Below are 24,785 nucleotides of genomic sequence, written 5' to 3'. Positions count from 1 at the left end.
TACCGAAGCAGAACTACGATTATGGTTAATATAATCAAAGTCAAAGCATTAAACTTAGACTGAGGGGCGATTGTTTTCAGCTTGTTACCCGGCTTTAGCTGGTGTGGAGAAAACTGAAAACGCCGCCACAAACATGCCGAAGCTCTGCTCGTGGCGGCATTGCGGAAGTAAGGTTACTCCGCCACCTCCAGCTCCTCGGCGATGCTGGCGAACTGCGTCAGCGCGGCCTGCAGGTTCTCGGTGATTTCCAGGGCCAGCACGTCGGGCGCGGGCAGGGTGGCGCTGTCTTCCAGGGCATCGTCCTTGAGCCAGAAGATGTCGAGGTTCACCTTGTCGCGGGCCAGCAGCTGGGGCAGCTCGTAGCGGTGAAACTGCTCGGTCTCCTGGCGCTGGGCCCGCTGGCCGGGTTTACCGTAGCAGGCGATGAAGTCCTGCAGGTGGGCCAGCGTGAGCGGGTTGCCCTTGGGGGTGAAGTGCTGGTTGGTGCGCAGGTCGTAGACCCACAGCTCCTTGGTCTGGGCCTGTTCGGCCGCGGCCCGCTTCTCGAAGAAGATGACGTTGGCCTTGACGCCTTGGGCGTAGAAGATGCCCGTGGGCAAGCGCAGCAGGGTGTGCACGTTGCAGTCCTGCAGCAACTTGCGGCGGATGGTCTCGCCGGCCCCGCCCTCGAAGAGCACGTTGTCGGGCAGCACCACGGCGGCCGTGCCGCCCACCTTGAGAACGGTGTAGATGTGCTGGACGAAGTTGAGCTGCTTGTTGCTGGTGGTGGCCACGAAGTCGGTGCGCTCGTAGCTGAGCGTGTCCTTGCTGGTCTGGCCTTCCTCGCTCATCACCGTGATGCTGCTCTTCTTCCCAAAGGGCGGGTTGGCCAGGATGAAGTCGTAGCGCTCGCCGGGGTCGGAGAGCAGGGAGTCGCGGTTCTGCACCGGGCTTTCGGTGGAGCCCACGCCGTGCAGGTACAGGTTCATGGCCGCCAGGCGCACCACCGAGTCCACGATGTCGGTGCCGTGGAAGGTGTGGTCGCGCAGGAACTTGAGCTGCTCGCGGTCCAGGTCCTTGCCGTAGGTGTCGACGAGGTAGTCGCGGGCCACCAGCAGGAAGCCGGCGGTGCCGCAGGCCGGGTCGCAGATGGTCTGGCCCGGGGCGGGGGCTACGGCTTCCACGATGGCCTGGATGAGCGGGCGCGGGGTGAAGTACTGGCCGGCGCCGCCCTTCACGTCCTCGGCGTTTTTCTGCAGCAGGCCTTCGTAAATCTCCCCCTTCACGTCGAAGCCCAGGCCCGACCAGTTCTCGCGGTCAATCAGGGCCAGCAGGTGCTTGAGGCGGGCCGGGTTCTGAATCTTGTTCTGGGCCTTCTTGAAGATGACGCCCAGCATGCCGGGCTCCTTGCCCAGGTCGGTGAGCAGGTGGCGGTACTGCACCTCCAGCGCGTCGCCTTCGAGGGCGCGCAGGCTGGCCCAGTCCTTCCCTGCGGGCACGGCGGGGGCGTTGGGGGCGCCGGCCTGCTCATCGGCCATCTTCAGGAACAGCAGGTAGGTGATTTGCTCGACGTAGTCGCCGTAGCCCACGCCGTCGTCGCGGAGCACGGTGGCGTAGCCCCAGACGCGCTGGACGAGGGATTGGGCGGTGGCATTGAGGGTGGGTTTGCGCATGGGCAAGGAGGAACCTTTATCAAGCGTTGTCAGACCGGCGCTACACCTCACTAGCAACTTGCTTGGGCTGCCGAAATGTACTGCCTTTAAGCAGATTCAAACTTCTTGACGGTCTCCATGTGCATGAACATTCGGCGGTCCTCATCCGAAAGCCGCTGAAAACCATACTCCTTATAGACATCGACTAGCTTGTCGTTTTTTGCATCCAAAACCAAAAAACGTGAGGCGACGATTTGGCTGCCCTCCGCTACTTTTTCCATCATCTTTGTCATCAAAGCTACCCCAAAGCTGGTGCCCCGCATTATGTTATGGGCGGCTACGCGGCCAAGCATTGTGCAGCCAATTCTGTCGTGGGGAAATGCCCGGTAGATGTCGCTTAACTTCCGTTTGGGTAGCTGCTGCCACTCCGGGCCATATTCAGCGGCTAACAAGTCCGCTCGGCTAATGGAGTAAGAGCTGAGCGTGAAATACCCCCACACAACGTTACGGGCATCAACACACACATAAACCGATGAGGTCCCATTCAGGACCTCACGGAGTGCTGCTTGTCCCGTAATGAAATCGGTTAGCTTGGGTTCCAGACAAACAAAAGCCGCTCGGTCGTGGGTCGGCGCGAGCGGCTCTATCGAAAACGGGGGTTCAGCAACCCGTGGGTGGGGTTCTATCCAAACCATTCTTTGGCTTTGCGTTTAGCCATCATTAGCTTGGCATTAGGCGCGGGAGCTGGCGACATCAGCGCTTTGGCCAAGGTCTTGAGGGCGGCAGCCGGCAGCGCAAGCGAAGCGGGAGCCGGGCTTGTTTCCTGGGGGCTATTCATATGGTAATGGTCAGGGATGGCAATTTCCGGGGTATGCACGGCATGGGCCATCTGACGGCGAATCTCCATCACACGAACCTCAGCCGAAGGGGCCTTTATGTTGGCGGGAGGGGTTGTCATAGTAGCGGAATCAATAAGGTAGTACCAGCTATCGCAGCGGTAATAATACACAAAGTTGCGTTGCGTTGTTTCATAAACGCAAATCGGGCGCCATTAAGTGCCTGCAAAACATGCTTTAGGCTTCTGGGAGGCATTATATTTTTTCTGCTTGGCCAAGTCGCTCAGGTCGGCCATGGGGCCGAAGGCCTTGCGGTAGCTTTTCTTCTCGAACACGTGGGTTTCGTCCATGCGGGAGCGGCGTTACAGGCCCAGGGTAGGTTGCTGCGCGACGGCCTTGCGCCCGCGGGCCGGCTTGGCTCTGGCCGAAGTGGCCGGGGCTTCCCGCAGCCGCGCCAGCAGCGCCGCGGCCGGCTCGTCGGTGGCATCCTGGGGCACGAGGCGGCCGGTGAAGGCCCGGTGCAGAATGCTCTGGCGCAGGCGCTCGGCGCGTTTTAGCTCGTCGGTGAGGGTCTGTTCCAACTTGTCAAGAACAGAAATTCGCGCTTCGACCTCAACTACAATTTGCTCTTGTTCAGCAAGTGGAGGCAACGGAACCGGAAACTCGCTCAACTTAGATAAATTGATAGAAGCCAGGTTGGTAGTTTGTTTTCCTACTCGCATGAAATAGAGTTGGCCGAACGAATTTCCCCAATATGAAATCAGCCGTGAAGCCATTTCAGGCAAGTAGGTCCGGGCACGAAATACGTGGTTTTGATGAATGCACTCCGGAACCTGATTCTCCCAAATCCATCCGCGACCAAGCTTATCTAGGTCGCCGCCTTCGTTAAACAACACGTCACCATATTGAAGCGCCAAGTCTCGAATGGCTTCTTCCGATGCCTCGATTTCCTTGATTTCTGTCAAATCCAGATATCCCCGCTGAACATTCGCCACCCGTAAGTAAGGTACCGAGCGTGATTCAACATGTTGGCGTTTGCTGTCTTTTGTAACGCCACCTTTAAGGCTTGCAATGATATCTAGCCGGGCAACTGCCCAACCTTCCGGCAAGTCTGGCAACTCGGAAGTGTCAGGCTCGCCCGGCTCCACATACTTCGATTTCCACCCATCGCCCAACGGCAGTTGCCCGCCGCGCTTGGCGACCTGAGCGGCTTCCCACTGCGCACGGCGCTCGGCGCGGATGCGCTCCAACAGGGCGGCCCCGGTTTCGGCGGGGGCGGGGTGGGCTTCGCGCCAGGCGCGGGTGAGCTCGCCCGTGACGGCGGCGTGCAGTACCGACTGGCGGTAGCGTTTCAGCAGGGCCTGGGTACGGCGCACGGCCGCCACGCCCGCATCCAGCTTGCTGAACAGCTCCTCCAGCTTCGCCACGATGCGGCGCTGCTCGGGCAGGGGCGGGAGGGGAAACGCTAGTGCTTCAAACTTGCTTTTGTTCAGAATTGGTAACGTCGTGGAAGAGGCATTATCAATAATCTGACGATATAGAACAGGTGAGATAAAGCCGAAATACGCGAACTGCGGGACTACTACAGCTGCAGCAGGAACCAGCGCATTTATTTGTTGATTCGTAGCACCAGCCACCGTCGAGAAGCCAGTTTTTCCAATCGTAGCCCCGATGCACGTAACGAGAATCGAGTAAGGTGGTAAGATTCTCGCCGATGCTGCGCCAGCCTCGGTTATGTTGGTCTCAGCCTCAGAAATGGCATAACCAGAGCCCAAGTCACCCGGCTTGAAAAACGGTATGGGTCCCCCGTAAAATTCCGGATTGCTGGTGCTTGGCGTATTTCCGGTAACTGATTTTCCTAACTGATTAACGGTAGTCCATATCCAACCCTGCGGTAACTCCTGCTGCTCTTCCATTTCTTACGTTTCTTACGCGGCCAGGGCCTCGTTTAATTCGGCTACCAACTGATTCAAATCCGCCCCGAATACCTGCCGGGCGCGAGCATACCCGCCCTGGTCCACAAAGGGAGGCATCGTAAAGTCTTCGGCCTCCACGCTCAAGGAGGTGGCCACCTTCTCCTTCATCATCGTGAGCCAGCGCTGCTGCTCGTCCGAGAACGTGCGGCCCGCCTGCTGCTGCGCCGCCAGCCACGCCCCGAACCGCTCGTCCACGCCCAGCGGGTAGGCCGTCAGCGTCTCGGTCTGGTGCAGGGCAAAACGCACGAGGCTGACGAGGTTGGTGAGCAGGGTTTTGGGGCCGGCGCCGCGCACCCGGGCCTTTTCCAGTTGCTCGTAGGCAGCCCAGATGCCTTCGGGCGTCAGCTCCGGGTGGTCGAGGCGCAGGGCCAGGGCCAGTTCCCGAATCTGGGCAAAGGTAACGGCCCGGCGGGCGTAGGGCTGGTTGTGCAGCAGTTGCAAGGCCGTGATTTCGTCCTTATGCGCTTCGATGAAGGCCTGAAACTTGTCCACCCGCTGCCGGGCCAGCGCCTCCTGCGCGGCTTCGGGCGAGGTGCGGTGCTCGAATCCCGCCGCCAGCACCCGGTCCTGGCTCACCAGGTCGATGATGAGGTCGTGCTGGGCGTGCACCTTGGTGAGCAGGTTGCGCAGGGCCGGGTCGTCGAACAGGCGCACGGCCCGCTCGGTGAGGGCCTCCACGGCCTGCTGCCAGTGGGCGTCGGTGGGTTCGTCCAGGGTGCTGCCCGGCTCGCCGGGGGCGGGCAGGCCAGCGGCGTGGGCTTCGGCCGCGGCCACGCGCTGGGCTTCGGCCTCTTGGCGCACGGGGTCCACGGCGTCGTAGAGGCGGGCGGCGAGCTGCTGCACGGTGGCCCCGCCGGCCTGGGCCTGCACGGCGGCGCGGTCGTCGGGCGTGAGCTGGCGGTCGAGCCGGGCCAAGCGGGTGGCCAGGCTGCGCAACTGGGCGGAGTCGTGGTTGCCCTGGGCCACGGCGTGCAGCAGCTTCTCGAAGCCCAGGCCGCCGAGGCGCTCCACGCTTTCGGTGTCTTTCTTCACCGAGTCGGTCACGCCCACCGCGTCCACAATCACGAAGCGGGTCTTGGCGCCCGCGTCGCTGGTCACGGTCTCCAGGTCGGTGGGGCTGATGACGCGGGTGCCGCGCCCCTTCATCTGGTCGAAGTACACCCGGCTGCGCACGTCGCGCAGGAACAGCAGGCACTCCAGGGGCTTGATGTCGGTGCCGGTCGAAATCATGTCCACCGTCACCGCCACGCGCGGGTTGTACTCGTTGCGGAACTTGCGGATCAGCGTGTCGGCGTTCTCGTCGGAGCCGTAGGTGATTTTCTTGCAAAAATCGTTGCCCTTGCCGAACAGCTCGCGCACCAGCTCCACGATTTCGTCGGCGTGGTGGTCGCTCTTGGCGAATACCAAGGTCTTGGGCACGATTTCGCGCCCCGGAAACAGCTCCGTGAACAGGCTGGACTTCCATTTCGTGAGCACCGTGCGAATCTGGTCGGGCGCCGTCACCGAGCGGTCGAGCTGCGTGCCGGTGTACACCAGGTCGTCGTCGAGCGTTTCCCAGCGCTTGGTGCGGGTCTGGCGCTCCATCAGCCTCACGCTGCTGCCCTTTTCCACCCGCGAGCCCTGGGCCGTGATTTCCGTCTCGATGCGGAACACGTCGGAGCCCACGTTCACGCCGTCGACCACGGCGCGCTCGTGGCTGTACTCCATCACCAGGTTTTGGTTGAAGAAGCCGAAGGTCTGCTTGGCCGGCGTGGCCGTCAGCCCGATGAGGTGGGCGTCGAAGTACTCGAGCACCTGCTGCCACACGTTGTAGATGGAGCGGTGGCACTCGTCAATCACCACGAAGTCGTAGCCCTCGGGCGGCAGGGCGGGGTTGTAGGCCACCTCGCGGGGCCGCTGCGGCGCCTCGCCGTTCAGCTCGAAGCCCGACCGCTCCTCGTTGCCGGCGTCGAACTCGGCCTCGCCCCGCAGCATCGAGTACAGCCGCTGGATGGTGGTGATGGTGACCTTGCTCACCGTGTCGAGCTGGTTGCTGGTCAGGTGCTGCACGTTGTAGAGCTCCGTGAACTTGCGCCCGTCGTCCGGGGCCGTGTACTGCTGAAACTCCTGCAGGGTCTGCCGCCCCAGGTTGCCCCGGTCCACCAGAAATAGGATGCGCTTAGCCCCCGCGAACTTGATGAGGCGATAAATAAACGACACCGCCGTAAAGGTCTTCCCACTACCCGTAGCCATCTGAATCAGGGCCCGGGGCCGGTCGTCCTTCAGGCTCACGTCGAGGTTGCGCAGGGCTTCAATCTGGCAGTCGCGTAGGCCGGCGGTGGTCACGGCCGGCAGGGTGCGCAGCCGCGCCCGCAACGTGCCGCCCAGTTGCCGGGTCCACGCGCGCAGGGTCTCGGGCCGATGAAAGCCGAACACTGGCCGGGAACGGGGCTCGGGGTCGCGGGCGTCGGCGAAACGGATTTCCTGGCCGTTGGCCTCGTAGCCGAAGGGCAGTTGGTCGGCCACGCGCTGGGCGTGCTTGGTGGCGCTGGTCTGGTAGCGGGCCGTCTGCTCGGCCACGGCCGTGAGGGAGGTGCCTTCCCGCTTGGCCTCCACGATGCCCACCAGCTTGCGGTCGACCAGCAGGGCGTAGTCCGCTGGGCCCGAATCAGTAGGGTACTCGCGCACCGCCACGCCGGCACCCGCGCCCAGATTGATTTGCTTGTAGTCCTGCACGAGCCAGCCCGCGAGGGCCAATTGGGCATCGATGAGCTGACGAGCGTGCTGTTCGGGGGTGAGCATGAAAAGAAGGTGCGGCGGTAGAACTGCGAATGTACACCTCACCAACCAGGTAAGAGAGAAAGGGCTACAAGACCATGAATACAGGGGTGGGAGGGAACCAGGAAACCAGAGCGGGTAACCGGAAGAGGAGACAGGGAGTGGGAAAGTAAGCAAGAGGCTATTGCACCCCAAAACTGCACTTTTCTGGCTTCACGAGTCGCATTGGCGGTTTTTTCAGTGAGAAAATAGAGGCCTTGCCGGAAGAGCAAGCAGGTCCAGCGAGAAAAGCTTCGAATTAATGAAGCTCAAGAAAAAAGGCATGGCGGCCTTCGTATTCCGAGGGGAAGGGATTCACTAACCGGCCGCCGAGAGGCAGGCCACTCACCCAACCTGCTCACAATGCCCCAGTCTACTAGTACCCGAAACCAGAAGAAATCCATCACCCTCTTTCTGCCCGCCAACCTCAACATCAACGCCCTCAACGTGACGCTCACCGGTCGTCCCGGGGTGTCAGCCCTGACGAAAGGGGTGTGCTACCTCTACCACTACATCCTAAAGCAGAGCTGCAACTCTCACAAAGAAGTGGAATTCGAGCCCAGCTTCGTACAAGTGCCTTGCTGGGTGCTCCGTTCGTTGTTGGGCAACTCCTACGTTGAGACGATAGAGCTACTTCTCCACGCGGGCTACCTGGAGCGTCTTGACGTCAACCCGGACGGAGAGCATATCCCCGGGGGCTATCACCGTCCGCCAGTGTGCCGGGACCGGGCCGCCAAGCGGTTCCGGATACCGTCCGTGTTGCGGGGCGAAGAACGCCAGTACGTTCGCAAGGAAGAAAAGGTCGGCAAGGCCATTCTAAACAAATTCAAGGCCCTCAGCGCCCCGAAAGGATTAATTCCTTGCGACCCCGAGAGGGAGCACGTGCGGCGGATGATGCAGCAAATCGTGCTGCTGGATAGCCTAGAATGTCGAGAGGTAGTGGAGCGGCTGGCCGCGGAGCAGCGCATCTCGCACCCAGCTGCCTTGTACTTTGACCTGTTCAACCATAGCCCTTTCCGCTTGGTCGTAATCGATATTTTCGGGGGGCGTGCTCATTCGGAAGTAGTGAACTCCCCGAAGCCGTTGCGGCCCAGCATGCGCTTCCGGGACCGGCTCGACGACCAGTTGGTAGAAATCGATTTGGTGAACTCCCAGCCGGCGCTATTCGCGTCTATTACCCCGGCCCTCATCAACCGTTTCGCACCCGAATGCGCCGCGGCCATACCGTTGTTCAAGGCGGTGAAGCACAAGGAGGACTACCAGCGCTACCAACGGTTGTGCTTCGACGGTGGCTTCTACGAGTACCTCCAGACGGAATTCAACCGTGCCTACGAGGGCAAGTTGCTGAAGCCATTGACCCGTGACGATGCCAAGAATATTTTCTACGTGGCTGCCTTCTCCAATTACTGCTTCTTAGCTCACCAGCATGAAGCAACGTGGGAGAAAAAGCGCGACGATGCCATTCAGTGGGGGGAGCCAGACGAAGTGCTCCGCCAAGCTGAAGACACGTTGCATGCAGTACGGTCATACCAACTGCTTGAAAGGCTTTTTCCTTCCCTGGTCGAACTGTTCGCCCAGTTAAAGCAACTGGACTGGACTGCCCTGGGTTGTGAAAAAAAACACGCCGCAAACTGCCTGCTGGTGCAGCGCATCGAGTCTGGGCTCATTTTCAATGTTCTGGTTAAAGCCCTGCTAGCTGCTGGCATCGAGTACGTCGTCACGTTGCACGATGCCTTGTTCTTGCGCGAGGTGGATGCCGTGAAAGCGCGCAAAATCGTTAAAGAGGAATTGAACAAGCTCAGCCTGAAGCTTAAGCTCAAAGCGAAATGAACAACAACCAGCGCGAAAGCAAGGGGCTAACGTGAACAGGCCGTCCTCATACCCCCAGATAAGCCGAAAAAATACAGTTTGTACCCCAGGCTGTACCCCAATAACGAAAAAACCCGCTCTGCGTGTTGCAGAGCGGGTTTTGAGTAGTCCGTAGGGGAATCGAACCCCTGTTGGTAGAATGAAAATCTACTGTCCTAACCCCTAGACGAACGGACCGTTTTTGTTTTGGTGGTGCAAAGATACGGCGCGCTGCTTTCCGTGCAAGGATTGAGATGAAAAAAAGTGCTCAAAGGAGCAAAGTGCCTTGTTTTTCAGGCCCAAAGATTTTTGGAGCTTCCTATAACTTGATTTTTGAAAGGGCCGAACTGCGCAATCTCGGATACCTAGTCGGCCATAAATAGACGCCCGGAAACCCGAATACCACCTGCCCGGAGCCGGGATTAGCTAACCCAACGCTAGCCTGCTATCTTCGCCCCGCGTTTCAACCGGCTACCACAGGGGCAGCCAGTCACCTTTTTTTCTTGTTTTGCTATGGCAAAAATCAAAGTCGCCATCAACGGCTTCGGCCGCATTGGCCGCCTCACTTTCAAGTCGCTGCTGGGCCGCGACAACGTAGAAATTGTCGCTATCAACGACTTGACCGACAATAAGACGCTGGCCCACCTGCTGAAATACGACTCCGTGCACGGCCGTTTCGATGGCACCGTGAGCTACGACGAGGAGAGCCTGACCGTGAACGGCCAGCGCATTGCCGCCCTCGCCGAGCGCGACCCCAAGCTGCTCCCCTGGGGCAAAATGGGCGTTGACGTGGTGCTCGAATCCACCGGCCGCTTCGTGGACGAAGCCGGCGCCGGCCAGCACCTCACCGCTGGTGCCAAGAAAGTCGTGATTTCGGCTCCCGCTACCGGCAACATCCCCACCGTGGTACTGGGTGTGAACGAGGACATCCTCACCGGTGAGGAAACCATCCTCAGCAACGCCAGCTGCACCACCAACTGCCTGGCCCCAATGGCCAAGGTATTGGACGACGCCTTTGGCATTGAGAAGGGCTACATCACCACGGTACACGCCTACACGTCGGACCAAAATCTGCAGGACGCGCCCCACAAAGACCTGCGCCGCGCCCGCGCTGCTGCCTACAGCATCATCCCTACCAGCACCGGCGCCGCCAAGGCCGTGGGTCTGGTGTTGCCCCACCTCAAGGGCAAGCTCGACGGCCTCGCCATGCGCGTGCCCATTCCAGACGGTTCGATGACCGACCTGACGGTTATCCTCAAAAAGGAAACCACGAAGGAAGAAATCAACGCGGCCATGAAGGCTGCCGCTGAAGGCCCCATGAAAGGCATTCTGGAGTTCTCCACCGACCCGTTGGTGAGCATCGACATCGTGGGCAACTCCCACAGCTGCATTTTCGACTCGGAATTGACGTCTGCCAACGGCACCTTGGTGAAGGTGATTGGCTGGTACGACAACGAGTTTGGCTACTCGTCGCGCACGGCCGACCTGATTCAAAAGCTCGGCGAGCGGATGAACGGTTAATTGCTGCGCCCGTAAACTACGCCGCTTGCTTTGCCATTCGTGGCGGGGCGGGCGGCGTTTTTTGTGCTCTTAAGCCACGCTTTCGTAGTGGCCGGGAGTTTTACTTCTTCGATTCGCCAAGCACCCGCTGGGCGTTGCCCATGCCCAAAACCTGCTTTATTCTCAATCCGAAGGCTGGTCCCAGCCGCCGCCTCGACATGCCCGCGCTTATTGCGCAGCACTTTGGTGCGCTGGAATCCGATTATGAAATCCGCTTCACCGAATACGCCGGGCACGCCGTGGAGCTGGCGCGCACCGCCGCCGCCGAAGGCTTTGAGGTGGTGGCCGCCGTGGGCGGCGACGGCACCGTAAACGAAGTGGGCCGGGGCCTGCTGGGCACGGATACGGCCATGGGCATTGTGCCCCAGGGCTCGGGCAACGGCCTGGCCCGCCACCTGAAGGTGCCGTTGGCGCTGCCGGCGGCGCTGCGGCAATTGGCCGCGCCGACGTTTAGCCGCATGGATGTGGGCGTGATAAACGACCACCCGTTCTTTTGCACCGCCGGGCTGGGCTTCGATGCCCACGTGAGCCAGCACTTTGCCCAGGCCGGTTCGCGCGGCCTGAGTACCTACCTGCGGGTGACGCTGCGCGAGTACCGCCGCTACCAGCCCGTGCCCGTGCGCGTGGACTTGGACGGGCAGGTTGCGCAGACCAACTGCTACGTCCTCGCCTTCGCCAATGCCTCGCAATACGGCAACAACGCCTACATCGCGCCCTTGGCCGATTTGCGCGACGGCTTGCTCGACGTGTGTCTGATTGATGCCTTGCCGGTGGGCCGTGCCATCAAAGTGAGCTTGGGCATGGCCCTGGGCAACCTGCCGCAATCCAAAGCCGCCGAGTATTTTCGGGTGCCGCGGGGGCGAGTGACTGCCCAGGCCCCCATCGGTTTTCACGTCGATGGCGACTACCTAGGGCACGCCACTGAATTTGTGATTGACTTGATGCCCATGGCCCTGGCCGTGGCGGTATGATGTAGATTAACGCAACTATACTTTTATGAAAGCTGATAAAAACCAACGACAGGGCGTGGTGTATTCCACCAACCCGGATTTCTCCTATCAAACCGATGAGCCGGCGGCAGCCGCTACGTTGCCGCCCCAGCAGCAGCAACTTCGGGTGCAGCTCGATAAAAAGCAGCGCGGCGGCAAGCAAGTGACCCTGGTGACCGGTTTCGTGGGCACCGACGCTGACTTGCAAACGCTGGGCAAGCTGCTCAAAACCAAGTGCGGCGTGGGCGGCAGCGCCAAAGAGGGCGAAGTAGTGGTGCAAGGCGACTTCCGCGACAAGGTGCTGGAAGTGCTGCTGAAAGAAGGCTACAAAGCCAAAAAGGCCGGCGGCTAGTAGTTTCGGGCCGGGGCCAGTAGGCTCAGGGAGTTGTTTTTTTGCCTTGATACAGTGTTGCTATGTTCCAACTTGACGCCCTGCCCGAGGTTGCTCGGAACGTTCCAACTGTGCATTCTCAGGCCGAAAGCGCCGTCATCAGCGCGGTGCTGTGGCTGAAGCTGGGCATCGAAACCGTGGGTGCGGTCATCATTGCGCTGGGCATTCTCAGCGCGGGCTGGTTGCTGGTGAAGTCCTTGGCCAAACGCCAAACGGCCGATTTTACGGCTATTCGGCTGACCTTGGCGCGCTACCTGGCGCTGGCGCTGGAGTTTCAGCTGGGGGCCGACATCCTTTCCACGGCCATTGCGCCCAGCTGGGAACAGATTGGTAAGCTCGGCGCCATTGCCGTTATCCGCACGGCACTCAACTATTTCCTGTCGCGGGAAATGCACGAGGAGCGTCAGCAAATCAGCCCCGAGCACGAAGTTGTGAAACGCGCCGATGCCTAAACACCAAGTCGGGCGCGTGCCTTGGCCACGTCCTCCGGCGTGTCGATGCCAAACGCATCCAGCTCGGTTTGCGCGCACCGGATGCGGAATCCGGCTTCCAGCCAACGCAACTGTTCCAGGCTTTCTGCGGCTTCGAGGGACGAAACGGGGAGCTGAGTGAGCTGCTCCAGCACGGCCGGCTGGTAGGCGTACAAACCCAGGTGGCGCAGGTAGCGGTGGTGGGCCAGCCACTCGGCGGGCGCGTGGCCGCGCTGGTAGGGCAGGGGGTGGCGGCTGAAATACAGGGCGTTGCCCTGCTGGTCGAGCACGACTTTGGGCAAGTGCGGACTAAATAATTCCTCCTCCGAAACCACGGGCTTCACCAGCGTGGCAATGGCGGGCGCCGTGGCTTCCTGGGCAAATAAATCGGCCAGGGCATTGATTTGGGCCGGGTGAATGAAAGGCTCATCGCCTTGGATGTTGACGATGCAATGCACATCGGCCGGGCGGCCCAGCTGCTGGAACGCTTCCCACAGCCGGTCGGTGCCGCTGGGGTGGTCGGGGCGCGTGAGCACGGCTTCGCCCCCAAAATCCTGCACGTGCCGAAGGATGCGCTCGTCATCAGTGGCTACCACCACGCGGGCCAGGTTGGCCTGCTGCGCCTGCGCCACCACTCGCTGAATCATGCTGAGCCCGCCGAGGTCAACCAAGGGTTTGCCGGGGAGGCGGGTGGAAGCAAAACGGGCGGGAATGAGGCCAAGAACCATAGCAGCAAAGCAGAACAAGAGGAACGAGAAGGAGGCCGGAACCAATAGTCCGGCTTCAAATAAAGCGCTTTGGTGGTTGCCGGAGAAAAGAGAAGCGAATTCCCCCCGGTTTTTGCGTTATTTTGTCTTTGTTAGCCGCTGGGCTGGCTCTCCGGGCGGGGATGGTATGGATTTCGCAAGGTTGATTTTATGACTATAATTCTTTCGCTTATTACGTTGCTGGCCTTGGGCGGCCCTGGTCCTAAGAAAGCAAACCCTTCCCGGAAAGCTCCCACCGATTCCATTGGCGTAGAGATGCGCGGCGGTCAGCGTTTCGTAAAGCACCGGGTGGCCGCCGGCGAAACCCTGTCGGCCCTTTCGCGCCGTTACCGGGTTTCTCTCGACCAGATAACGGCCGCCAATCCGCAGATTAAAAGCGGCCTGGGCATCGGGCAGATTGTGTACGTGCCCCGCCCACTGGCGGGCCGGGCCGCCGCGGCTCCCAGCCGGTCGGCGGCCGCAACGGCCTCGCCCGCCGCCAGCGCCACGCCCGCCAGCTACACCGTGGCCCGGGGCGAAACGCTGTTTGGCATTGCGCGCCGGTTTCAGCTCACGCCCGAGGAACTCATCAAACTCAATAGATTGCCCGCCAACGGTGCCGTGCGCGTGGGGCAGCAACTACTGCTGAGCGCCGCCGAAGCCGGGAACCCCACGGTGAGCGCCTCGCCCAAACCGGCCCCGGTGCGCGCCGTGGAGGTAGAGGACGTACCCACGCCCAAAACCCCCGTTGCGCCCGCGCCCGACAAGCCCGCCCAAATTGCGACCGTGACCCCAGCCTCGACGGAAAAGGAGAAGCAGGAAACCGAAAATGAGGAGCGGACTCCCACCCGCGCCGGCGAGCTGCTGTCGCGCGTGGTAGAGGCCGGCTTGGGTGCGCCCATCGACAAGAGCGTAACCGATAAATACCTGGCGCTACACAAAACGGCGCCCGTGGGCACCATCATGCAGGTAAAAAACAGCATGAATGGCCAGTCGGTGTACGTGCGCGTTATTGGCAAGCTGCCCGATACGGGCGAGAACAACAACGTTCTGGTGCGCCTTTCGCCGCGCGCCATGCAGAAGCTGGGCACGGGCGATTCCCGCTTCCGCGTCGAGACGAACTACATTCCGCAGTAAAACAGAGGGCTTCAAAAGCCGCTAAATGAGAACGTCATGCTGAGCGCAGTCGAAGCATCTCGCGTGTGGTAGTAACTCAATCGATTGGATTAGTTACAGCACGCGAGATGCTTCGACTGCGCTCAGCATGACGTTTTTTCGAGTTCTCTGTTTGTTTCCAATCCTTCTGCTCGTTTCCATTTGAACATCGCCCAGCTCCGCCGCCAGCTTGATGCCCAGTACGAGCGTTACAACCGCCCGGAATTCATTAAAAACGACCCCATTCAGATTCCGCACCGCTTCACGCAGCGGCAGGATATTGAAATCAGCGCCCTGTTTGCGGCGTTGCTGGCCTGGGGTCAGCGGCCCACCATCATCAACAAGGTAAACGAGCTGCTGCGCCGCATGGATGATGCGCCGTATCAGTTCATCACCCAGCACGAGGACGAAGATTTGAAGCGCCTACTGGGCTTCTGCCACCGTACGTTTTGCGACACGGACTTGCTGTATTTCGTGCACTTCCTGCGCCATTGGTATGGGCAGCACGAGACGCTGGAAACCGCGTTTCTGGTGGGCCACACGCAGCGCGAGCGGCTGATAAACTTCCACCAGCACTTTTTCAGCCTGCCCGATGCGCCCGGCCGCACCCGCAAGCACGTGGCCACGCCCGCCCGCAAATCGGCCTGCAAACGGGTGAATATGTACCTGCGCTGGCTGGTGCGCCGCGACGATAACGGCGTTGATTTCGGCCTCTGGACTCGCCTCTCGATGGCCGATTTGATTATGCCCATCGACTTGCACGTGGAGCGCCAAGCCCGCCCGTTGGGCTTGCTCACCCGCAAGCTGGTGGACTGGCAAGCCGCTGAGGAACTCACTGCCAACCTGCGACTGCTCGACCCCGCTGACCCGGTGAAGTACGACTTCGCGCTGTTTGGCGCGGGCGTGGACAAGTAGACGAAGCGCCAGCTAAGGGCGGCTTCGCCCGCGGTGGGGGAAAGCTACTGAATAGTATAAATTCGGACGACTCCACCTTGCTGCTCACTGATTTCCAATACCGTGCGCGTAGTGCCGCCAGCCGATGCACTGATGTAACGTCGGTACGGCTGCTTGTCTTTGGCTTTAAGTACCAGCGCATAGGCCTGCTGGTGGAGTGGCGCGCTGGTTTGAAAATAATAAACCGGTAGAATCTCGCCCATGACCGGAATGGTGATGTAGCGAGAATTGTACGAATAATTCTTAACAGTATGGGACAGTTGGTAAACGTATTCACTGGCCATGAGGCTTTTCCGCCGCTCTTTTTCGGTGTTCACCACTGACTTGTCAAATTGCAGCTTCTCATCGAAGTACAGGGCCGCATAACCGTTTTTGATGGCCACATCCACCACCAGCTTTTGGGTAGCCGGGTCGCGGAATACCATCACACCCTCGCTCTCGGCCAGTTGTTGGAGGAGTGCTTTTTGCTTGGCCGGCAGAATATCGGCGTAGGCCACCTGTTGGCGCACGAGCCGCTGGCCGTTCAAGCCGTAGCGGTCAAGAAAAAATCCGGCGGTAGCGGGGCTCTGCAGCAGCCGGTTTTTGGTGGTCTGCTGGTAAGCCCCGCTCACTAGTACGCTTTCGGTGGTTGGGTCCAAATAAAAAGAAGCCTTCTGTAGGGCCTTTCCCATAATGCGGTAATCTCCCAGGCCGAGCCCCGGGTGCATTGTGGCTACCAACTGCCCTTGGTTGTTGAAGCCGAGTAACTCGTATTGCTGCTGCATAATGGGCTCGGGCGTGGAGCCCGCATTGGATTTGTAGCGGCGGTACAGGTACGTGACGCCTTTGTGATGCGTGAGCAGCGTCCAGGTTTCCTTGAAATTCGGCGCCCATTGGCTGTTGTTGAGCTTCGTCAGGTTAAGGGGAACATGCTGACGGGCCTGGCTGCTCAGGTCAAACGAATTCAGAAAATATTCCTCTGTTTCCTGGCGGTTGCTCTGCTCCCGGCTTATTTGGTAAAAAACGCCGCTCTCCACGTAGCTGCCCATGCTGCTGACGCTGACGTGCTTCGGAATATCGGCGTAGGGCAACACAAAGCGCTGCACAGTGCCAATCGAGTCCAGCCGCTGCAGCAGGATGTCGTGGTGGTGGATGTCGTCTCTTTTGTCGAGGCGGTCCAGGTCCTTGTCCACCACTTCGGCTGCGTAGAGGGTGTTGCCGTGGGCAAACACCTCCAGCGGCTCCAGCGTGGGATAAAGCCGCTCTATCAACGTACGGTTGAGCAAGGTCGGGGGCTGTTGGGGGTCGGCCGCTACCTGCAGGCCCTGCAGCTTGCTAATGGACCGCTCCCATTTTATTTTGCCATCGGGTTGCAGCAGCAGCAGCCGCACCGCGCTTTCATCGGGTTTGGCTAGAAACAAGGCAATGCTGCCGTCTTGCCGCTGGAGAACCGCGCCGGGTATTTCCTTTTTATGCAGCGCAATGGTAGCGGCTAGCCGGGTTTGGGCAATTGCGGGTGCGGTAGAGAGGGCCAGCAGGAGGGGCGCTATCAGCAAATGGTACGGGGGCGTCATGGAAATAGTAGAAGGAAAAAGAGGGGATGAAGGCGACTGGATTTGCCTAAAAAGATTTGCCAAGGGTCATATTGAACTCGCGAATGCGTAGAACTTCGACCGGGCCTTCGCTGGAGTAGTAGTTGTAGAAGCGCGTGGGCCGAAGGTCGCCGGTGAGGCGCAGAAACCAGTCGGAGTCGGCGGCGTACACGCCTTCCAGCATGGCGCTAGGCGAGTTGAAGGGCAAGAAAAACTTGCAGAACCGGTAGCCCAGGCCGACGCCCACCCCAAAGGTTTTTTGGGAATGCTTGCTGGCTTTGGCTCCGTAGCGGTAGGTGACGTATTCCGGAAAATCTAGAATGAACGAGCGGTTGAAGCCGTCTATATCCTGGCGGGTGGTGCCCAGTAGCCCCGCCGTGGCATTCAGCGAGAGGCCAAATGATTGTTCGCCCCCGCTCATTTGCAGTAGCGGAGCGTCGAAGCCCAGGTTACCGTTTAGCAGAACCAGGTTTGCGTGGGTTGACTTCAGCACATAGCCGGGCGTAATGCCCGCGTAATTGTTGGGGTTGGCTTGCATAGGCCCCCGGGACCGAAGGGACACCACGCCGGCCCCCCAACTGCCGTGAAACTTGCTTACCTGTGCCTGCACGGGGCACGCCAAGGCACCGCCCGCCACCAGGGCCAGCAGAGGGAAATACGTTTTCATTGGTTACTGGTAGTGAAAGCGGTAGATGAGGCCGCGGTGGCCGACGGCATAAAAAGTATTGGCGTTGGCAAAATCAGCGGCGTAAAAAGTCGCGTCAATGGACGTGCCGTCGGGGGCGTGCACGTACACCCAAGGGGTGTGTTCAGCCGTTGAGTAGTCCTCGTGGCGCCGGACCACGGTGCGGCGCCCAACCCCTACCACGGGTCCGCCCCGGCCCGTAGTGGCAAGCCCAAACACGGGGTGGCCATAGCCATCGTCGGGCGCATAATTTTGGTTGGCGTCGTGCGCCTCGAAGCCATGAGGGGTGGCCAGTATATAGGTTTTGAGATTTAGGCGCAGAACGTCGTGGGTGGTGTTGTCCTGGGGGTTGCCATAGTAGTCGAATGCATACCAGGTTTGTCCGCCATTGGCGGTCAGCCACCGCGACTGCTCGTCGCCCATCACAGTGCCCGAATCCGCCGACGTGAACGACACGGCCCGGAACGTGTAGCGCTTGTCGAGGCGGCGCTGCACGTTGGTCCAGGTGGTGCCGCCGTTGGTGGTTTTGTGAATGGTAGCGCCCGCCCCCACCGCGTACCCGGTTTGGGCTGTCACAAACTGTATGTCCGTTACTTCGCCGGCTCCGGAGCCATAGGCGTCTAGAATGACTTGGCGCTGCCAGCTCTGGCCGCCGTTAGTGGTGCGGTACAGGCCACTGCTAGTGCCCGCCCAACCGGCGGTGGGCGAGGTGAAGAGCAGCTTGTTGATGTTGCCCAGGGTGGGCTGCGAGCGGCGCGTCCAGGTCAAGCCAGCGTCGGTGGTGGCGAAGAGCGAGCCACTTGCGCCGCCCACAAACCCCTCGCGCGCCGACAAAAAGTCAACGGAGTTTAGCCGCAGCGTATCGGCCGCGGTGGGCAGCGCTAGCACGTCGTAGCGCATCGTTGAATACGAATCGAGAACGTAGACGTCTTCCTTGCACGCACTGACTCCCAGAGCCAGGCCAAGCAAAGCCAACGGGTAGAATTTCTTCATATAAAAATTAAGGTGTGACAATACAATTAGCGTCAAAGCTAAGAGGGCACCTAGACAAAAACTCTATTTATTTGTCAGAACTAAAGCGGTGATTTTTTTGAAATAGCCGTGGGCGAGAGAACCTGATTGGCGAAAGCGCGTGGCGAGCTGGGACCGCTGTTTAAGCTGTTGCAGTCAATACTGGCGCGGGCGGGAGTGTCAATCGTCGGGCCTGTCAATAATTACTTGCCAGCGCGCCAGCGAGGCGCATGAGGGGAGAAATATTTCGTAATGTTTTTGCGAATCATTCCCGCCGCACGCAGTGTTTACCTTCGTACCCCATCCTCGAATACCGAAAGACTACTTTCTTGCTTTTACCCCAACACTTCGAACAAAAAATCGGCTTCACCACCCTGCGCGAGCAGCTCGAGGCCAATTGTCTCTCCCCGCTGGGCCGGCACTACGTGGCCCGCATGGAGTTCCAAACCAAGCACGAGCCCCTGCTGAAACTGCTGCAACAGGCCGACGAATTCACCTACTTGCTGCGGTCGGGCGCCGACTTCCCGGCCTCGCACTACTACGACCCCAAGGTGCACCTCAAGCGCGCGGCCCTGCCGGGCGCTTACCTCGACGTGGCCGCGTTTTTTGAGGTGAAGATGAGCCTGCGCACCATCCGCCAGGCCCTCGCCTTTTTCTCCGACGCCGACCCCGGCCTGTACCCTACGCTGCGCCTGCTGGGCATTGGCGTGCAGGTCGACCGTAATTTGCTGGCCGCCATGGACAAGGTGGTGGACGACGAGGGCGCCGTGCGTGACGATGCGAGCCCGCTGCTGCGCCAGATTCGGCAGGAGCTCATTGCGCGGCAGGGCCAGTTGCGCAAGCAGATTGCCGGCATTCTGCGCCACGCCAAAAACGAGGGCTGGATTCCCGGCGACGCCGAGCCCACCATCCGCGGTGGCCGTTTGGTGCTGCCCGTCATTGCCGAGCACAAGCGCAAAGTGAAGGGCCTGATTCACGACGAATCGGCCTCGGGCCAAACGGTTTTTATCGAGCCCGAAGCGGTTTTTGAGTTGAACAACGACATCAAGGACCTCGACAATGCCTATCACCGCGAGCTGATTCGCATCCTCACGGCCCTGACCGACCAGCTGCGCCCGCACCTGCCGGACTTGCGCCGCGCCTACTCTTATTTGGGGCTGATTGACTTTATTCGGGCTAAAGCGCGCTTGGCCGTTTCGCTCGATTGCCAACTGCCGGTGATGCACAACAAGCCGCTGCTGAAGTGGCACGGCGTTCGCCACCCGCTGCTCCAGCTGGCTTTTGCTCAGCACAAGCGCGAGAACGGCGACCCCCGCGAAGTGGTGCCGCTGGACCTGGAGCTGAACCACGAGCAGCGCATTTTGGTGATTTCGGGCCCCAACGCGGGCGGCAAATCCGTGAGTCTGAAAACGGTGGGCCTGGTGCAGTTTATGCTGCAAATGGGCCTGCTTATTCCCTGCGCCGACAATTCCGAAGCCGGCGTGTTCGAGGACATTTTCCTGGACATCGGCGACGAGCAGAGCCTGGAAAACGACCTGAGTACTTACTCTTCGCACCTGCTGGCCATGAAGCAATTCCTGCTGCTGGCCGGCAAGAAAAGCCTAGTGCTGATTGACGAATTCGGTACCGGCACCGAGCCCAGCCTGGGCGGCGCCATCGCCGAGGCCGTGCTCGACCAACTCAACAAGGCCCGCGTGTTCGGCGTCATCACCACGCACTACACCAACCTGAAAAACTTCGCCGAGCGCACGCCCCACCTCGTGAACGGCGCCATGCGCTACGACCCAGACAAGCTACAGCCGCTCTACCGCCTGGAAGTGGGCAAGCCGGGCTCGTCATTTGCCATCGAAATTGCCCGTAAAATCGGCTTGCCAAAGGAGGTCGTGGAGCGCGCCACCCAACTGGTAGGCAAGGACAAAATCCGCTACGACCGCCTGCTTGAAGGTCTCGAAAAAGAGAAAACCGAGCTCGAACAACGCACCGCCGAAGCCGCCAAGGCCGAAAAGCGCCTCAAGCGCGCCGCTCAGGAATACACCGACCTCAAGCAGCACCTCGAAGACACCAAGCTCGAAACCCTGCGCACCGCCAAGCAGCAAGCTAAGGCACTGTTGGTGAACACCAACCAGCAAATAGAAGCTACCATTGGCGAAATCCGCCGCGGCCAGGCCGACAAGGAAATCAACAAGGCAGCACGCGAGAAACTAGACACGTTTGTAAAAAAAGAGCTTCAGATTGAGCCGCCTAAGCCCAAGGCCACCCGCGAACGCGCCGAAACCGGCAGCCTTCAGCCCGGCGACAAAGTGGCGCTGTTCGGCCAGGACGGCCACGGCGAGGTGGTGAGCGTGAAGGGCAACACCGCAGAAGTCATGTTCGGCGGCATGAAAACCTTGACCAAGCTCAGCCAATTGGAAAAGCTCGGACGGGCCGAAATCCGCGAGCGGGAGCAGGCCGCCAAGTCCAAAGCCGGCCGTCTCAGCGGCGGAGGCTCGGGCGGCGGCAACGGCGTAAACATCACCGACCGCATGGCCGGTTTCAGCCCCACGCTGGACCTGCGCGGCGAGCGCGCCGAAGACGCCCTTACCAAAACCATGAGCTTCGTAGACGACGCCGTGATGCTGGGCATGCCCGAAGTGAAGTTCCTGCACGGCCGCGGCAACGGCGTGCTGCGCCAAGTAGTGCGCGACTACCTGCGCTCGCAGCGCGCCGTGGCCAGCGTGGCCGACGAACACGCCGATAGGGGCGGCGATGGGGTGACCATTGCGGTGCTGAAGTAGGAAATTAGCGTTGGCTAAAGTCGCCCCAATTATCCTTTGATTCTTAGGAAACCCAGGTCTGAATAAGGCCTGGGTTTGTTTTTTTAGGATTTTCCGTGCTCAAAATCGATTTGCCTATTGATTTGAAAAGTCAGACAATTATAAATTGTATATAAGGGAAGCGGGTAGGAGAGTGGTACGTTTGTTCCACACCAACAAAGGCAGCATGTCGCTGCCATTCAAACGCTGAACTACACCCCACTCTTTTCTTGTCATGAACCCGCAAACCACCAGCCAGCCCGTCGCCCAACAAACTTCCGCCGCCTTTATCGGTGCTTCCTGGGCCGCCTTGCTCACCGGCTTTGCCGCCTTCAACATTGGCCTCTGGAACGCCGAGATGGCCATAAATGAGAAAGGCTACTATTTCACCGTATTGATGTATGGCCTGTTCGCTGCCATCTCGGTGCAAAAAAGCGTGCGTGACCGCCTCGAAGGCATCCCCGTTACCAATCTGTACTATGGCATCAGCTGGGTTTCGGTGCTCCTCACGGTGGCCCTGCTTTCGGTGGGCCTGTGGAACGCCACCCTCACACTGAGCGAAAAAGGCTTCTATGCCATGTCGTTTGTGCTGACGCTCTTTGCCGCCATCGCCGTGCAGAAAAATACCCGGGACAGCCTGCACAGCAGCAAGTCCGAACAATTTAGAGACTAGCTGGTTGGGGCGGATTCCTGATGCAACAAGCCCAATTGATACGTCATGCTGAGCGGTTCAGAAGCATCTCACGTGCCGTCACTAAACCTATTGTTCAAAGAGTCGAGCCCAGCATGACGATGTACTAAAATAGCAGCAGCGAACCCCAATTCTGTCAAACCTCATGGTTAAATAAAAAAGGCGGCTCCTGATGCAGGAGCCGCCTTTTTTAGGAATTTAGAGCAAGAGCTACTCCACTACCACGCGGCTAACCTGCGTGGCTTCGGGCGTGGTTACCTGCACTAGGTACAGACCCGATTTCAGCGCCGTGGCGTCTACAGTCAGGTCGGTGCCGTTGTAGGGCTGGGTGCGCTCCAACACGACGCGGCCGGTGGCGTCGCGCAGCACGATGGTGGCGGTGCGGGCCGTGGTGCGTGCCAAGTGCAGCTGGAAGCTGCCGCGCGTGGGGTTGGGGTACACTTGCATGGTGCTGGACTGCACCGTGCCGGTGCGGGTAGCCAGCAGCAGGCGGCAAGCCGTAACGCCCTGATTCTGGTCGGCGATGCGGGCGGCGTATTCCTGGTAATACTGGTTTGTGATGAGGTTGTCGTGGATAACCAGGGTGTTTTCGTCGTTCTCGGTGTCGGCCGAAGCCGTCCAGTTGTGCGAGCCCACGAAGACGGTGGGGTCCGACTGCGGAGCACCGGCGTCCACAATCAGTGTTTTGTGGTGCATGATGCCCGAGAGCTTATCGAGCAGGTAGCGGCTGCCCATGCCCGCCCGGATGGTGCGGAACACGAAGCCGGCCACGCCGCTGGTGTCGTTGGTCAGGCCATCGGAGCAGGGCGCGATGTTGCGCAGGGTCACCTGCTCGGCCAGGGCGCGGCCCACGTCGCTGCGGGTCACGAGCATCGAGAGTACGTGCAGGTCAAAATCGGCCGTCTTTATCGTCTCAATCAGGCGCGAGTTCACGTTGTCGGTGGGCGAGAACCACGACTCGACGGCCTTGCCGCCAATGACGAGGTAGTGCGGGGTGTTGTCGGTTTTGCGCGAGCCAAACAGGCTCAGGCCCGGCGCTGCCGTCGCGCTGCCCCACATTTCTTCAAACTCCATGGTGTACACGCGGGCCAGGCTTTGGTCCTGCACCGCGATGGAGTTGTTGCGGTCGGAGCTGAGCTGGGCCGGGGTCCAGTTGGTCGAGCCGGTCCACACCGTGGGCACGTTGGGGTCGATGCTGCTGGCATCAATCACCACAAACTTGTTGTGCATGATGCTGGTGGTGTTCAGGGCGCCGCCCGCGGGGCGGAACACGCGCGGAATACCGGCCTTGAGGTTGGCAATGCTAAAGTTGGAATTGTCGTCTTCGTAGATGACCCGCACCCGCACGCCGCGGTCGTAGGCGGCGTTCACGGCGTTTAGAATCACGTTGTTGTTCCAGTTGTAAATGGTCACGTCCAGCGTTTGCTGCGCGCGGCCAATGTATTTGGCCAGCGTATCGGCAATGCTGCCATTGCGGCAGTACGTGGCGTTGTTGTTGGGCAGGGCCAGGGTGTTGTCCACCGTGCCGGTGAAGTAGGTCTTCATCGTACCCGACGAGAGCGAGGCCGTAATCATGGGCGTCACGCGCGACTCGGAACGACCCGTGGCGTTCACCGAAATGGCCTGCACGTAGTACACGGTAGCCGGCTGGAGGCCCGTGAGCGCTAGGCTGTGCGTCGTGCCTGCGGCCGCATCGGAGAGGGTGGTGGTGCTGGCCGCGGGTAGCGCTGGCGAGGTCGAATACCGCACCTGCGTGTCGCCGGCGTTCTGCGTAGCAAAGCTAACCGTGAAGCCGGTGGTGCTGATGTTGCTTGGCACGGGGCTGCTGGTCAGGTTGGGCGTGTTGCCCTGGATAAAGTCGGCGTACTTACGATTCAGCAGCTGGTAGCCGCCCGTGGTGCCCGTAGCCGAGGACGTGTACTGGCTCATGATGCCCACGGCATCGAACGTGCCGGTGGGGCTGGGCTTGCCAATGAGGCCGTCGGCGCCGTTGGAATTGGTGGGCACGTAGGTGGCGAGCGCCGCGCTGTTGTTGAGGCGGTACACGGTGTTGGCCGAAAACGACGTGACCGAGCCGCCGCTGGTGGTGTTCACCGAGGTCAGGCCGTTGAGGCGCACCAGCTGGCCTTCGTACTGCTCGGCGTAGGCAGCCGTGAAGTTGGCGCTGGTGAAGACTACCGGCTCGGGGAGGGGCCGGTTGCCGGCTACTACCGTTACGGACGTAACGGGGTCAATTTCCAGCAACCCGCGGAACATTTTCAGTCCGCCCGTCACGATGATGCTATCGCCGGGTACCAGGGCGCTAACCAAAGGGCCGCTCGTGCCGCCGGAGGTATACACGCCAATGCCGGCGGTGCCGTCCTGAATGTAGCGAATGATGCTGACGGACGAGCCCAGCTCGCGGCCGTTGGTGACGATGCCGGTGACGGTGACGACGGGGCCGGCCACGTTGTTAGCGGCTGGGGCCTGGGCTCGGGCCGCCGCAATGGTAATGGGAGTTTGGGCCTGCACGGCCTGCCACGAAGTAGCAAGCGCCAGCAAAGCAAGCAGGGTAAATTTCTTCATAAACACGCTAAAAAGGGTTGATTGGAAAAAACGAAGCCATAAGCCGAACCACAAAGATGGCAGTTCCCGGCCGAATGAGGTCAGCCTGAAGCGGCAGGGCGTCTGGCAGCGTTGCGGT

General features: G+C 60.2%; 20 protein-coding genes and 1 tRNA gene. 9 read left to right on the top strand and 12 right to left on the bottom strand.

The annotated features are described in order from the left end of the window. Positions 1-173 precede the first annotated feature (173 nt). The 6 genes from I2I05_RS18675 to I2I05_RS18655 all read right to left on the bottom strand — a co-directional run bounded on the left by I2I05_RS18675 (position 174) and on the right by I2I05_RS18655 (position 7,224). Entirely contained in the window at positions 174-1,652 is a 1,479-nt protein-coding gene (locus tag I2I05_RS18675; RefSeq protein ID WP_196283771.1) for a class I SAM-dependent DNA methyltransferase, read from the bottom strand. A gap of 86 nt (positions 1,653-1,738) precedes the next feature. After that, a complete protein-coding gene (locus tag I2I05_RS18670; RefSeq protein WP_196283770.1) occupies positions 1,739-2,083 on the bottom strand; it encodes a hypothetical protein in 345 nt (114 codons plus the stop codon). Between the two features lie 230 nt (positions 2,084-2,313). Further along, positions 2,314-2,589 carry a hypothetical protein gene (locus I2I05_RS18665; protein ID WP_196283769.1) on the bottom strand — a complete coding sequence of 92 codons (276 nt, stop codon included), beginning with the start codon at positions 2,587-2,589 and terminating at the stop codon, positions 2,314-2,316. A 93-nt stretch (positions 2,590-2,682) separates the two neighbouring features. Further along, positions 2,683-2,817, bottom strand: coding sequence for a hypothetical protein (locus I2I05_RS22185; protein WP_262895174.1), 135 nt, complete (start codon positions 2,815-2,817; stop codon positions 2,683-2,685). A gap of 12 nt (positions 2,818-2,829) precedes the next feature. Beyond that, positions 2,830-4,383 carry a restriction endonuclease subunit S gene (locus tag I2I05_RS18660; RefSeq protein WP_196283768.1) on the bottom strand — a complete coding sequence of 518 codons (1,554 nt, stop codon included), beginning with the start codon at positions 4,381-4,383 and terminating at the stop codon, positions 2,830-2,832. Positions 4,384-4,395: 12 nt separating this feature from the next. Then, positions 4,396-7,224: a type I restriction endonuclease subunit R gene (locus tag I2I05_RS18655; RefSeq protein ID WP_196283767.1), complete on the bottom strand. Its 2,829-nt coding sequence runs from the start codon at positions 7,222-7,224 to the stop codon at positions 4,396-4,398. A 378-nt stretch (positions 7,225-7,602) separates the two neighbouring features. Between I2I05_RS18655 and I2I05_RS18650 the strand changes: the two genes are divergently transcribed. Continuing rightward, entirely contained in the window at positions 7,603-9,069 is a 1,467-nt protein-coding gene (locus I2I05_RS18650) for a hypothetical protein (protein WP_196283766.1), read from the top strand. Positions 9,070-9,213: 144 nt separating this feature from the next. Here the strand turns inward: I2I05_RS18650 and I2I05_RS18645 are convergent. Next, positions 9,214-9,285 (bottom strand) — tRNA-Glu (locus I2I05_RS18645). 315 nt (positions 9,286-9,600) lie between these two features. Between I2I05_RS18645 and gap the strand changes: the two genes are divergently transcribed. The 4 genes from gap (at position 9,601) to I2I05_RS18625 (ending at position 12,479) form a co-directional block, all read left to right on the top strand. Continuing rightward, positions 9,601-10,608 carry a type I glyceraldehyde-3-phosphate dehydrogenase gene (gene gap, locus I2I05_RS18640; RefSeq protein WP_196283765.1) on the top strand — a complete coding sequence of 336 codons (1,008 nt, stop codon included), beginning with the start codon at positions 9,601-9,603 and terminating at the stop codon, positions 10,606-10,608. Between the two features lie 140 nt (positions 10,609-10,748). Then, positions 10,749-11,618, top strand: a complete 870-nt coding sequence (locus I2I05_RS18635; protein ID WP_196283764.1) for a diacylglycerol/lipid kinase family protein — start codon at positions 10,749-10,751, stop codon at positions 11,616-11,618. 25 nt (positions 11,619-11,643) lie between these two features. Next, entirely contained in the window at positions 11,644-11,988 is a 345-nt protein-coding gene (locus I2I05_RS18630; protein ID WP_196283763.1) for a translation initiation factor, read from the top strand. Between the two features lie 62 nt (positions 11,989-12,050). Next, entirely contained in the window at positions 12,051-12,479 is a 429-nt protein-coding gene (locus I2I05_RS18625) for a DUF1622 domain-containing protein (RefSeq protein WP_196283762.1), read from the top strand. Here the strand turns inward: I2I05_RS18625 and kdsB are convergent. Then, positions 12,476-13,225, bottom strand: coding sequence for a 3-deoxy-manno-octulosonate cytidylyltransferase (gene kdsB, locus I2I05_RS18620; protein ID WP_196283761.1), 750 nt, complete (start codon positions 13,223-13,225; stop codon positions 12,476-12,478). The genes I2I05_RS18625 and kdsB overlap by 4 nt on opposite strands. A gap of 189 nt (positions 13,226-13,414) precedes the next feature. On the opposite strand from kdsB, the gene I2I05_RS18615 reads away from it, so the two are divergent. Then, complete coding sequence (locus I2I05_RS18615; RefSeq protein WP_196283760.1) at positions 13,415-14,380, top strand: LysM peptidoglycan-binding domain-containing protein; 966 nt, start codon at positions 13,415-13,417, stop codon at positions 14,378-14,380. Between the two features lie 180 nt (positions 14,381-14,560). Continuing rightward, positions 14,561-15,313 (top strand): TIGR02757 family protein, encoded by a 753-nt coding sequence (locus I2I05_RS18610; RefSeq protein ID WP_196283759.1) that lies wholly within the window; start codon positions 14,561-14,563, stop codon positions 15,311-15,313. 44 nt (positions 15,314-15,357) lie between these two features. Here I2I05_RS18610 and I2I05_RS18605 read toward each other — a convergent pair whose 3' ends face one another. Genes I2I05_RS18605 through I2I05_RS18595 form a run of 3 tightly spaced genes read right to left on the bottom strand, consistent with a single transcriptional unit; the run spans position 15,358 to position 18,601 of the window. Continuing rightward, positions 15,358-16,905 (bottom strand): hypothetical protein, encoded by a 1,548-nt coding sequence (locus I2I05_RS18605; protein WP_196283758.1) that lies wholly within the window; start codon positions 16,903-16,905, stop codon positions 15,358-15,360. A 46-nt stretch (positions 16,906-16,951) separates the two neighbouring features. Continuing rightward, positions 16,952-17,590: a hypothetical protein gene (locus I2I05_RS18600; protein ID WP_196283757.1), complete on the bottom strand. Its 639-nt coding sequence runs from the start codon at positions 17,588-17,590 to the stop codon at positions 16,952-16,954. Positions 17,591-17,593: 3 nt separating this feature from the next. Beyond that, the gene (locus tag I2I05_RS18595; protein ID WP_196283756.1) at positions 17,594-18,601 is read right to left on the bottom strand and encodes a WD40/YVTN/BNR-like repeat-containing protein; all 1,008 of its coding nucleotides are present in this window, start codon (positions 18,599-18,601) and stop codon (positions 17,594-17,596) included. Positions 18,602-18,948: 347 nt separating this feature from the next. On the opposite strand from I2I05_RS18595, the gene I2I05_RS18590 reads away from it, so the two are divergent. Next, entirely contained in the window at positions 18,949-21,393 is a 2,445-nt protein-coding gene (locus I2I05_RS18590) for an endonuclease MutS2 (protein ID WP_196283755.1), read from the top strand. Between the two features lie 253 nt (positions 21,394-21,646). Beyond that, the gene (gene yiaA / locus I2I05_RS18585; protein ID WP_196283754.1) at positions 21,647-22,084 is read left to right on the top strand and encodes an inner membrane protein YiaA; all 438 of its coding nucleotides are present in this window, start codon (positions 21,647-21,649) and stop codon (positions 22,082-22,084) included. A gap of 228 nt (positions 22,085-22,312) precedes the next feature. Here the strand turns inward: yiaA and I2I05_RS18580 are convergent, their stop codons facing one another. Then, positions 22,313-24,667 (bottom strand): phospholipase D-like domain-containing protein, encoded by a 2,355-nt coding sequence (locus tag I2I05_RS18580; RefSeq protein WP_196283753.1) that lies wholly within the window; start codon positions 24,665-24,667, stop codon positions 22,313-22,315. Between the last annotated feature and the right edge of the window lie 118 nt (positions 24,668-24,785).

Origin of the sequence: Hymenobacter jeongseonensis (genome assembly GCF_015694725.1) — a bacterium.
Classification (GTDB): Bacteria; Bacteroidota; Bacteroidia; order Cytophagales; family Hymenobacteraceae; genus Hymenobacter; species Hymenobacter jeongseonensis.
This window is presented reverse-complemented; position numbering and strand designations above follow the sequence as displayed.